The 11919-nt window shown below is 41.5% G+C and carries 7 protein-coding genes and 1 rRNA gene; 3 read left to right on the top strand and 5 right to left on the bottom strand.

The window, feature by feature from the left end; translation table 11 throughout:
• Window positions 1-32: 32 nt before the first annotated feature.
• From PSM_RS00615 to rhlB, 3 genes are all read right to left on the bottom strand, one after another.
• Window positions 33-1568: ribosomal RNA gene (locus PSM_RS00615) — 16S ribosomal RNA — on the bottom strand.
• Window positions 1569-2096: 528 nt separating this feature from the next.
• Window positions 2097-3590, bottom strand: coding sequence for a guanosine-5'-triphosphate,3'-diphosphate diphosphatase (gppA, locus tag PSM_RS00610; protein WP_013463751.1), 1494 nt, complete (start codon window positions 3588-3590; stop codon window positions 2097-2099).
• A gap of 45 nt (window positions 3591-3635) precedes the next feature.
• Window positions 3636-4913, bottom strand: a complete 1278-nt coding sequence (rhlB, locus tag PSM_RS00605; RefSeq protein WP_010392673.1) for an ATP-dependent RNA helicase RhlB — start codon at window positions 4911-4913, stop codon at window positions 3636-3638.
• Window positions 4914-5004: 91 nt separating this feature from the next.
• Between rhlB and trxA the strand changes: the two genes are divergently transcribed.
• Together trxA and rho are read left to right on the top strand one after the other, a co-directional pair.
• Window positions 5005-5331, top strand: coding sequence for a thioredoxin TrxA (trxA, locus tag PSM_RS00600; protein ID WP_013463750.1), 327 nt, complete (start codon window positions 5005-5007; stop codon window positions 5329-5331).
• Window positions 5332-5519: 188 nt separating this feature from the next.
• The gene (gene rho / locus PSM_RS00595) at window positions 5520-6779 is read left to right on the top strand and encodes a transcription termination factor Rho (RefSeq protein ID WP_013463749.1); all 1260 of its coding nucleotides are present in this window, start codon (window positions 5520-5522) and stop codon (window positions 6777-6779) included.
• A 78-nt stretch (window positions 6780-6857) separates the two neighbouring features.
• Here rho and PSM_RS00590 read toward each other — a convergent pair whose 3' ends face one another.
• On the bottom strand, window positions 6858-9680 hold the full coding sequence (locus tag PSM_RS00590) for a tetratricopeptide repeat protein (protein WP_013463748.1): 2823 nt from the start codon (window positions 9678-9680) through the stop codon (window positions 6858-6860).
• 170 nt (window positions 9681-9850) lie between these two features.
• Here PSM_RS00590 and PSM_RS00585 point away from each other — a divergent pair, with 170 nt between their 5' ends.
• On the top strand, window positions 9851-10432 hold the full coding sequence (locus PSM_RS00585; protein ID WP_013463747.1) for a DNA-J related domain-containing protein: 582 nt from the start codon (window positions 9851-9853) through the stop codon (window positions 10430-10432).
• Window positions 10433-10441: 9 nt separating this feature from the next.
• On the opposite strand, the gene dbpA is transcribed toward PSM_RS00585, so the two are convergent.
• Window positions 10442-11830, bottom strand: coding sequence for an ATP-dependent RNA helicase DbpA (gene dbpA, locus PSM_RS00580; protein ID WP_024601994.1), 1389 nt, complete (start codon window positions 11828-11830; stop codon window positions 10442-10444).
• Window positions 11831-11919: the final 89 nt, after the last annotated feature.

The following is an 11919-nucleotide window of genomic DNA, read 5'->3' as shown; positions in this document are numbered from 1 at the left end:
GGACACTACGAACAAATAAGTTCTAAATCGTATAAGGAGGTGATCCAGCCCCAGGTTCCCCTAGGGCTACCTTGTTACGACTTCACCCCAGTCATGAATCACTCCGTGGTAAACGTCCTCCCGAGGGTTAGACTATCTACTTCTGGAGCAACCCACTCCCATGGTGTGACGGGCGGTGTGTACAAGGCCCGGGAACGTATTCACCGCGTCATTCTGATACGCGATTACTAGCGATTCCGACTTCATGGAGTCGAGTTGCAGACTCCAATCCGGGACTACGACGCACTTTAAGTGATTCGCTTACTCTCGCGAGTTCGCAGCACTTCTGTATGCGCCATTGTAGCACGTGTGTAGCCCTACACGTAAGGGCCATGATGACTTGACGTCGTCCCCACCTTCCTCCGGTTTATCACCGGCAGTCTCCTTAGAGTTCTCAGCATTACCTGCTAGCAACTAAGGATAGGGGTTGCGCTCGTTGCGGGACTTAACCCAACATCTCACAACACGAGCTGACGACAGCCATGCAGCACCTGTATCAGAGTTCCCGAAGGCACCAAACCATCTCTGGTAAGTTCTCTGTATGTCAAGTGTAGGTAAGGTTCTTCGCGTTGCATCGAATTAAACCACATGCTCCACCGCTTGTGCGGGCCCCCGTCAATTCATTTGAGTTTTAACCTTGCGGCCGTACTCCCCAGGCGGTCTACTTAATGCGTTAGCTTTGAAAAACAGAACCGAGGTTCCGAGCTTCTAGTAGACATCGTTTACGGCGTGGACTACCAGGGTATCTAATCCTGTTTGCTCCCCACGCTTTCGTACATGAGCGTCAGTGTTGACCCAGGTGGCTGCCTTCGCCATCGGTATTCCTTCAGATCTCTACGCATTTCACCGCTACACCTGAAATTCTACCACCCTCTATCACACTCTAGTTTGCCAGTTCGAAATGCAGTTCCCAGGTTGAGCCCGGGGCTTTCACATCTCGCTTAACAAACCGCCTGCGTACGCTTTACGCCCAGTAATTCCGATTAACGCTCGCACCCTCCGTATTACCGCGGCTGCTGGCACGGAGTTAGCCGGTGCTTCTTCTGTCAGTAACGTCACAGCTAGCAGGTATTAACTACTAACCTTTCCTCCTGACTGAAAGTGCTTTACAACCCGAAGGCCTTCTTCACACACGCGGCATGGCTGCATCAGGCTTGCGCCCATTGTGCAATATTCCCCACTGCTGCCTCCCGTAGGAGTCTGGGCCGTGTCTCAGTCCCAGTGTGGCTGATCATCCTCTCAAACCAGCTAGGGATCGTCGCCTTGGTGAGCCATTACCTCACCAACTAGCTAATCCCACTTGGGCCAATCTAAAGGCGAGAGCCGAAGCCCCCTTTGGTCCGTAGACATTATGCGGTATTAGCAGTCGTTTCCAACTGTTGTCCCCCACCTCAAGGCATGTTCCGAAGCATTACTCACCCGTCCGCCGCTCGTCATCTTCTAGCAAGCTAGAAATGTTACCGCTCGACTTGCATGTGTTAGGCCTGCCGCCAGCGTTCAATCTGAGCCATGATCAAACTCTTCAATTAAAAAGTTTTATGTCTTTCGACAGCTCAATGAATTCTGAATTTATTTAATATCTTTCGATATTGAATTGACTGTGCTGAATAATTACCTAAGTAACTATTCTGTTGGTCACTCAGTTTCAATTGAGACTCTAAATTTGTTTGCCTCACTACCTAAATAGCTTGGCTGTTAGAACTCAATCTGTACGAGTGCCCACACAGATGATTGCTTTATATTGTTAAAGAACGTTGCGATTAAAGCGTTTAACTTTATCTCGCTAGGGCTGCGCATATTACGCTTTCCTATTTTTTTGTCAACACTTAATTTTTTTAAACTTGAAAGTTTTCGAAACTAAGTTTTACTCGACTCACTAAGTAGCTCGTGCCTCGCTATGCGTTGGCCTTCCCCGTCTCAGTGGGGTCGCATTATAGGGAGATCCGAAAACAGATCAACCCTTTTTTGAAGAAAACTTGAAATAAATGACTGTTCGAACAAAATTACAACTAAACGCTCATTTTAACCACTAAAAACTGTGGTAAAGAGCGGTTTAACTAGTTTACTTTAAGTTTCCAACCACATTTTTTCTGATACTTAATCTCTTGATTTAGCTCACTTGCCATTAATGGGTGGTTTTTTAACCAATCGTTTTCAAATTGAATAGCTAACTCTTCATTTTCAGCTGTTATCTTAAAGTTAGGCAAGACATCATCTTGGCGGCGCATAGATAAAATAACGGCAACACGTAATAGTCGAACGATATACGTTGCAACGTTACTGTGCGCACCTAAATGATCTAAACATCCTTTTTGAAGGTCTGAACGATGGCTGTTGGCAATCGCAACGATCACTTTGTGTTCTGATTGCGAAAAACCTGGCATATCGGTATTTTCTAAAATGTAAGCGGTATGTTTGTGGTATTGCTTGTACTCTATTAATAAACCAATCTCATGAAGTTGCGCCACCGCATTTAAAAGCGGTAATCCACTTAATGCTTCTATCGGCCAATAGTGATTAACCTCGCTAGCTAATTGTAAAGCTAAGCCGGATACTCGCGATGCTTGCTTTTGATCCACATGATAACGATTCATAAAACCATCAATAGTACGTTTACGAATGTCGTTATTATGCAGTTCCGGTAGCATGCTATATAAAACACCTTCACGAAGTGCGCCACCCGCCAATCCCATTTGTTCTATTTCTAGTGACTCAAACAGTGCAATTAAGATAGCCAGCCCAGATACAAACACTAAACGTCGCTCTTCACTTAACCCTGGCAAGTCGAGTTCAGCTATAGTCTCATAAGCAATAGATTGTTGTTTAATGGTGTATAGCTTTTCAAGGGTGAGCATTTCATTTAAATTTTGTGCCACCATTATTTCTTGAATAGCTTGTACGGTCCCTGACGCACCAGAGGCAAGTTGCCAACCAGCCGTTTTATACTCAGGTGCTATTTCATCAATAACAGTACGCGCGGCTTCAATGGCAGTATTAAAGTTTGCTTCATTTAACTGGCAATCTTTAAAGTAGCGTTCAAGGTAAGTAACACACCCTATATTAAGACTTTTATAGTGACGTGCTTCAAAGCCTTGGCCAATCACCACTTCAGTACTCGCACCACCAATATCAATAACTAGCTGTTTGCCCGCACATGAAGAAGTGTGCGCAACTCCTTTGTAAATAGTTCGCGCTTCTAGCTCACCACTAATAACATTAACTTTATGGCCTAATATTTTTTCAGCACGTAATTTAAAGTCGTCGGCGTTGGTTGCTAAACGAAGTGTTGCAGTGGCAACAATGGTGATGTTTTTCTTGGGAATATCTTGCAAACGTTCCGCAAATAAGGCCAAACACTCCCAGCCTCGTTGCATAGCCTCTAAGCTCAATAGATTATTATCATCAAGCCCAGCGGCGAGTCTTACTTTGCGTTTGACGCGACCTATTGTTTGCAAGCCACCCGCCACTGATTTGGCAATAAGCATATGAAAGCTATTTGAGCCCAAATCAATGACTGCATATACATTTTTTTGCGGTTTAAGTTGCCCCACCGTTCAAAAACCTCTAGTTACGAATACTATCAAACTAACGGTCGGTTAAGACCGTCCTTTTTGGTAACCATTATTTGGGCGACGTCCGTTGTTATTACTACGATTACGTGGACCGGTAGAAAAATTACGTTTTCTGTGAATAGTCGGCTTGGTCAAATCATCTAGCAATGCACTTTTATCGTAATGCGATAAAGGGATGCTGTGCTCGATGTACTCTTCAATTTCATGAAGGTTATAAGCATACTGCTCACACGCAAAGCTAATTGCATGACCCGAAGCGCCTGCACGAGCTGTACGACCAATACGGTGAACGTAATCTTCGCAATCATCAGGTAAGTCAAAGTTAAATACATGACTTACTTCTGGAATATGTAAACCACGCGCAGCAACATCGGTAGCCACTAAAAAGTCTAGCTCGCCTTTACTAAATTGCGCGAGTATTGATTGACGTTTCTTTTGGTTTACATCACCGGTGAGCATACCCACTCGATGTCCATCTGCTTTTAACCATGCATACACAGTTTCACAGCTGTGTTTGGTATTTGCAAAAACAATGGCTTTCTCAGGCCATTCTTCTTCAATCAAGGTTAACAACAGCTTAATTTTATCTTCTTGTGAAGGATGAAATAGCTCTTCTTGAATACGTTTACCCGTTTTTACATCGGGTTCTATTTGCACATGCTCTGGGTTTGTCATGTGTTCAAATGCAAGCTCTTGTACACGATACGACAGTGTGGCAGAGAATAATAAGTTTAAACGCTCTGATGTATCGGGCATACGACGGAACATATAACGGATATCTTTAATAAAGCCTAAATCGAACATACGATCGGCTTCATCTAGCACGACTACCTCAATTTCATTAAGGGTGTAACAGCCTTGCTTGTACAGATCTATTAGGCGACCTGTAGTACCAATTAAAATATCAACGCCTTTTTCTAGTTGTGCACGTTGTTTTTCGTAATCTTCGCCACCATATACTAAACCTAAGTTAAGATTACAGTGCGGCGCTAAAATTTTTGCATCTTTGTGTATCTGAATCGCAAGCTCCCGAGTTGGGGCCATGATCAGGGCTCTTGGATGTTTACTAGGTGCTTTGCTAGATTGTAATAACCGATGGCATGTGGCGGTTAAAAACGCCAACGTTTTGCCTGTACCTGTTTGTGCTTGGCCCGCAATATCGCGCCCTTCACAAATAAACGGTAGGCATTTAGCTTGAATGGGTGTGCAATATTCAAACCCACTTTCGGTTAACCCGGCAACCACTTCCGGTGCAATAGCAAAGTCTGAAAACTTTTTATCGGTCAAATGTGTCTTAGTCATAGCGTTTAAGCATAACGTTTAAACTTGCAATAAGAAACAAGAGTGTTTAAATACGCACTAAATATTTCGCCTAACTAAACCGGAGAGCGCAATGAGCGAGAAAATAATCCAAATTACCGACGATAGCTTTGAAGCTGACGTATTACAATCAGACAAACCTGTACTAGTAGACTTTTGGGCTGAATGGTGCGGACCGTGTAAAATGATCGCCCCAATCCTAAGCGAAGTTGCTGAGGAATTTGATGGCCGTGTAACGATTACTAAATTAAATATTGACCAAAACGCAGGTACTCCACCTAAATTTGGTATTCGTGGTATTCCTACACTACTACTTTTCAAAGATGGTCAAGTGGCTGCAACTAAAGTAGGCGCACTATCAAAAACACAATTAGTTGAGTTTTTAGAAAACAACATCTAAGTGCAAATTTATAAAAAAAGGGCGCTCAGCCCTTTTTTTATTATTTATTTTACAGAAGTACTGGACGCTGCAGTAATGACCTGCTAGTTTATAAAGCCAACTAATCCTTAGTTATATTCAACAAACCTCACTCAACGATCTAATAAAGCGATTTTGAGTATGACAACTGTAATAAAGAACCCACCAATATGCATTTACGCGAATTAAAAGACAAGTCTATAAAAGAGCTTGTAAACTTAGCTGAGTCCATGGGGCTCGAAAACGTAGCCCGCTTAAGAAAGCAAGACATTATTTTTGCTATTCTTAAATCCCATGCCAAAGGCGGAGAGAATATCTTCGGCGGTGGTGTATTAGAAATTTTGCAAGATGGTTTTGGCTTTTTAAGATCATCAGAAGCTTCTTACTTAGCTGGCCCAGATGATATTTATGTATCTCCAAGCCAAATTCGCCGTTTTAGTATGCGTACTGGCGACTCTATTTCAGGTCTTATTCGTCCGCCAAAAGATGGTGAGCGTTACTTTGCTTTACTTAAAGTAAACGAAGTTAATTTTGATAAACCTGAAAACTCTCGCACTAAAATCCTTTTTGAAAACCTGACACCACTACATGCAAACGAACGTTTTCGTATGGAACGTGGTAACGGCAGTAAAGAAGATATTACCGCACGAGTTCTTGATTTAGCGTCACCCATTGGCCGCGGCCAACGTGGTTTATTAGTAGCACCGCCAAAAGCGGGTAAAACCATGTTGCTACAAAATATTGCGCAATCAATCACACATAACCACCCTGATGTTACATTAATGGTTTTACTTATTGATGAACGTCCGGAAGAAGTGACTGAGATGCAACGCCTAGTAAAAGGTGAAGTTATTGCATCAACATTCGATGAACCAGCATCTCGCCATGTACAGGTTGCTGAAATGGTTATTGAAAAAGCAAAGCGCTTAGTTGAGCACAAAAAAGACGTGGTGATTTTACTTGATTCAATCACACGTTTAGCACGTGCTTACAACACCGTTATTCCATCATCAGGTAAAGTATTGACCGGTGGTGTAGATGCTAATGCATTACATAAGCCTAAACGTTTCTTTGGTGCTGCACGTAACGTTGAAGAAGGCGGTAGCTTAACAATTATTGCGACTGCGCTTATTGATACCGGCTCTAAAATGGATGAAGTTATCTACGAAGAGTTTAAGGGTACGGGCAACATGGAACTACACCTTAACCGTAAAATTGCGGAAAAACGTGTATTCCCAGCTATCGACTTTAACCGTTCTGGTACGCGTCGTGAAGAATTACTTACTAAGCCTGATGAGCTCCAAAAGCTGTGGATTTTACGTAAGATAGTCCATGACATGTCAGAAATTGATGCCATGGAATTTTTAATCGATAAACTATCAATGAGTAAAACCAACGATGAGTTTTTTGATTCGATGAAACGTCAGTAATCTGAACGCTGGTTAAATAAACGTTTTTAAATAAAAAAGACACCAGATGGTGTCTTTTTATTTTTAGAGTAAATCAGCTTATCCGTATTGCTTAAGCAGTACCAGCAAGTCATTTACTAATGTTGTTAACTTTTGAGTGTTAATTTGTGACTGAAGTAATTCGTCATCTAGTGCTTTTGCCACTAATGCTATTTCTTTAAACTCAAACATTTGTGCCGCACCTAAAACTCGGTGGCTATCTTTTTGCAGCGATTTATAATCTCCAACTTTAAAATGCTGTTCAATTAGCTCACTTTCTGTAATCAGGCTTTGTTTAAAACTCGCTACTAAATCACTCATATCTACATGAATACTTTCTGTCGATGAATCCTCATTTGCTGAGCTTAAGTATTTAGCTAAAACAGTGTAAAAAGATTCTTTATCTATTGGTTTTGCTAAATAATCGCTAAAACCAAGTGATAAGTAGTGGTCAATCTCGTGGCTCATGGCATTGGCCGTTAACGCTAAAATAGGCTGCTCATAGCCACATTGTTTGAGTAGTTCAAACGCAGAAATACCATCCATAACGGGCATTTGAATATCTAAAAGCACCAAATCCGGATACAGTTTTAAACTTTGCTCTACGGCTTGCTCACCATTTTCAACGGCAATCACTTCAAGTCCTAGGGAGTGTAAATAACGACTGATCAGTTTGCGGTTATCACTGTGATCCTCAGCAAGCACCACCTTACCGGATAACAACCTATGCCCTGCAGCCGATTTAGCCTGCATATCATCGTGGCAAACTTGCTCTTCAACTTGTATACAAGGCAAATAGAACGAAAACTCACTGCCCTTTTTAAACTCACTCTGCACGCTAATATAGCCACCCATCATCGCTGCTAACTGCTGCGACAAACTCAAGCCCAAACCGGTACCGCCAAAACGTCGGCTAATGCTGTTATCTGCTTGACTAAAGCATTCAAAAATAAGCTTAAGCTGTGAGGAGCTCATACCAATTCCGGTATCTTGAATACAAAAGAGCAGCCCTTGATCCGTTTTGCTAACAGCAATTGTTACGTGCCCCTTATGAGTAAACTTAATGGCATTGGCGCATAAATTAATAAGTATTTGTTTTACTCGAGTTAAATCTAGCCGCGTAAAATAGGTATCACCTAACTGACTCTCTAATATCAGTGACAAGCCTTTCGCTTTAGTTTGTGGAGAAAACATAGCATGAACATCGTTGATCAATCGCACCATATCAAAACAGCTAATGTTAAGTTCTAGCCTGTTTGCTTCGATTTTACTTAAATCAAGCACATCATTAATCAGGCTTCTTAAATGCTCACTTTGTCGTTGTATTACCCTAAGCTCATCTTGTAATTGCTCAGCCTTATACTGACCACTAATAAGATCATCTGTTTGCGCCAAAATAGCGGTTAATGGCGTTCTAATTTCATGGCTTATATTCGCTAAAAACTGGCTTTTAACCTCGTTAGCTTCACGCAGTTCTTGCGCCACACTTTGCAGCTCTTTGGTGCGCTGTTCAACTTGCTCACTCAGCTTTAACTTCGCTTGTTTTTCTGTTCGGCGTTTATAAACAGCAATTACTGTAATTAAAATCAATATGGCAACAATCACCAATAAGAACGTCAGCTGTGAACGTTTAGCTATTTGTAATTCTTGTAAGTATTGTTGCTGTTTTAATTGTTTAATTTCTTGGTTTAGCTGATTTGATTCAAACTGAATTTGAAATTGACTGACCGCTTTTGAGGCTTCTTCGGTATTAACACTGCGCTGATAATCAACATACTGTTGATGCAAACTTAACGCTTTTTCATAATCCCCTAAGCTAGCATGGATAAGCGCTTCAACCCCCAAACCGTCTTTTATGCGCATGCCATTATTATACTCTTTGGCAAGCGTAATTGAACGCTCTGAGGTTTCTTTGGCATTTTCTGTATCGCCTTGCACAAATTGAACAGTCGATAACACGTGTAAGGCAGCCGCTAGTAACGACTTATTATCAGCCTCAAGTGCAAACTGTTGCCCTGCATTAGCATGATATAACGCGACATCAAATTTATTTAATTTAAGATTAATTGTGGCTAAATTGGTGTGCTTAGTCGAAAGCTGAAAGGCGTTATTAACACTTTGATAGTAGCGCAAAGCTAATTGGTTGTAATGCAACGCTAACTGGTACTGCCTCGATTCAGTGTACGCCACACCCATGTTACCGTATACCTGTGCAACCCCATCGTCATCACCAAGCTCTTGAAAAACTTTTAAAACCTCACGATACATCTCAAGCGCGGACTCATACCGAGAGAGACGAATATAAATACCGGCAATATTATGTAATATATCGGCTTTATCTTGTGCGCTCCCCTCTTTTTCATAAATGACTTTGGCTTGCTGATAATAGTCGAGGGCTAGCTCCATGTTATACATATCAAAGTAAGCGAGCCCAATATTACTGAGTAAGTTAGCCTGTTTAATCGGGCTTTTAAGGGTAATGGCAATGTTTAACGCGCGATTATAATCAACGACCGCTTGTTGCACTAACCCTTGATAATAAAGCACCACGCCTTGCATTTTAATTGCACGAAAATAAAGTTTTGGCTGTTCTTTGAGGGTGCTATTCGCCTCTAGTAATTTAAAATACTTTAGTGCATTAGCTAAATCACTCTGTGTAAACGCCAGCTCCGCTAAGTCACTGTAAATGGTCACGCGTTGTAAATTTGGAAGATCAGGGTTAGCTAATATGTCTGTTGCAAGGCGGTGCTTTTTAGTCCATGTTTGCTCAAGATCGAACTGCTCAAGCAAACTTGTCTGCTCATTGGATAAAGCGTCGTTTGATGCACCACTCATTACAACCAAAAGACCAATAAAGCAGATGCGCTTTAACCGAGTCAGCATAAAAATATCCTTTAATCCTTGCTAGCCATAATAAAATGACACCCAAACAATATGTAAACATCTAATTTAGACCAATATAAAACAGGCATTCACGCCCACTCCTTGGGGTTTAATGTTACTTAGGTGTATGATAATTTGTTCAAGATACACCAATTAATAGATTGTAAACAATGCTTAACCCACTGATAGATGAGATTTTTGAACTATTAATCAATAATAAAGTGTGGATGGTTCATACTTTAGCATCGGAACTAAAAGAACGTGGGTTACTTGATACCTTAGCCGCTGATCCTGGGCGTGATTTATTTAAACGTAATTTTTTAATTATGAATGCACTTTATCAGTTACAGCAGCAAGTTATGCCAAAACAGCAGCTACTGATTAAAAGTTTACATATTGAGCTGGTAAGCGACCCTCGCCAAAACCAACTTCACCCAAACGATCCGCTGCGTGACTACTACTTAAACTGGCAAAACTTTGAAACATCAACAGCAGAAATTAACGCATTATTAGATAGCTTTTGGCAACGTTTCAGTAAGCCTAAACAACATGAAGCGCCTTTAAGTGCTCAGCAACATCAGCAATTAATCGCTCGCTGGCAATTAGTACAACCAATTACCTTAAAAACATTACAAAAGCGTTGGCGACAACTAGCCGTTCAGCATCATCCAGACAAACAAGGGGGTGATAATGAAGTGTTTAAACAATTAAAAATGGAATATGAGCAACTCAAGACGAGCTGCTCATCTTAAAACGTAAAACTAGCGCGTCAGGCGACGAGCACGGATTTTACGCCCTTTAATATTGCCTTCGGTTAATTTACGTAACGCGGGTTTAGATGAGTTACGCTCTACCGCGACAAAAGCCACGTTATCAAGTACATTAATTTTACCCACTTGGCGCCCTGCTATACCATCTTTACCTGTTAATGCGCCTAAAATGTCGCCAGCACGCACTTTTTGTTTTTTGCCTGCATCAATCATCAAAGTCACCATTTCAGGTTTGTATGGAGGCTTATCTAATAGGTTATAAGATGGCATTGGCTCAGGGGTAAAATCACGCTCATAGTGGTCACCAATTTGCGCTACTTTAAATTGCTCAGCATCACCGTAAATAGAACACGCAATGCCTTTTTTGCCCGCTCGCCCGGTACGCCCTACACGGTGAACATGCGTTTGTGGATCATGCGCTAAGTGATAGTTAATCACCATGTCCATGTCATCAATATCTAAGCCGCGTGCTGCTACATCGGTTGCCACTAAAATAGACGCACTCTTATTGGCAAAATGAATCAGTGTACGCTCACGGTCACGCTGCTCTAAATCGCCATGCAATGCAACAGCGCTGAAGCCTTCATCGGCTAAATCATCACATACTTGCTGTGTTTCTACCTTGGTATTACAAAACACCACACAACTTTGTGGGGTAAATTTAAGTAATAGTAATTTAAGGGTTGGATAACGTTGCTTATTATTATCCATTTTATAGAAGTATTGCTTGATAGTGCTTTTTTCTTGCTGCTCTTCTACTTTAATCATTTCAGGGTTGCTCAAAACACGCTTTGCAATGGCTTCGATTGATTTTGGAAAAGTCGCGCTAAATAACAATGTTTGACGATTTGTTGGAATACACTCAATTATGGCATCGAGGGTGTCTTGAAAACCCATATCAAGCATTTGGTCGGCTTCATCAAGTACCAGCGTTTCAACATCATCTAAGCGCAATGTACCTTTACGAATATGGTCGTCAACTCGCCCTGGTGTACCTACAATAATATGCGCACCATGTTCAAGTGAGCCAATTTGAGGACCAATTGATACCCCGCCACACAAAGTTAAAATTTTAATATTATGAATACCGCGTGCTAATTTGCGCATTTCAACCGCTACCTGCTCTGCAAGCTCTCGGGTTGGGCACAGCACTAACGACTGGATACGAAAGCGTTTAACATTCAGCTTGGCTAAAACGCCCAGACTAAATGCCGCAGTTTTACCTGAGCCTGTTTTAGCTTGGGCAATAATATCTTTACCACTTAAAACAGGAGGCAGGCTTTGTGCCTGTACAGGAGTCATTTGGGTGTAGCCGAGTGTTGATAAATTATCAACTAACCCAGAAGGTAAGGCCAACGATGAAAAAGCAGTTGCAGTCACAGTAAATTCCATAGCAAAAAAATAACTTGAGAAAAGTCTCAATAAATATGCGGCTAATAATAGCAGATTTAACAATTAGCAACCATTAA

This window comes from Pseudoalteromonas sp. SM9913 (assembly GCF_000184065.1).
Taxonomy (GTDB): domain Bacteria; phylum Pseudomonadota; class Gammaproteobacteria; order Enterobacterales; family Alteromonadaceae; genus Pseudoalteromonas; species Pseudoalteromonas tetraodonis.
This window is presented reverse-complemented; position numbering and strand designations above follow the sequence as displayed.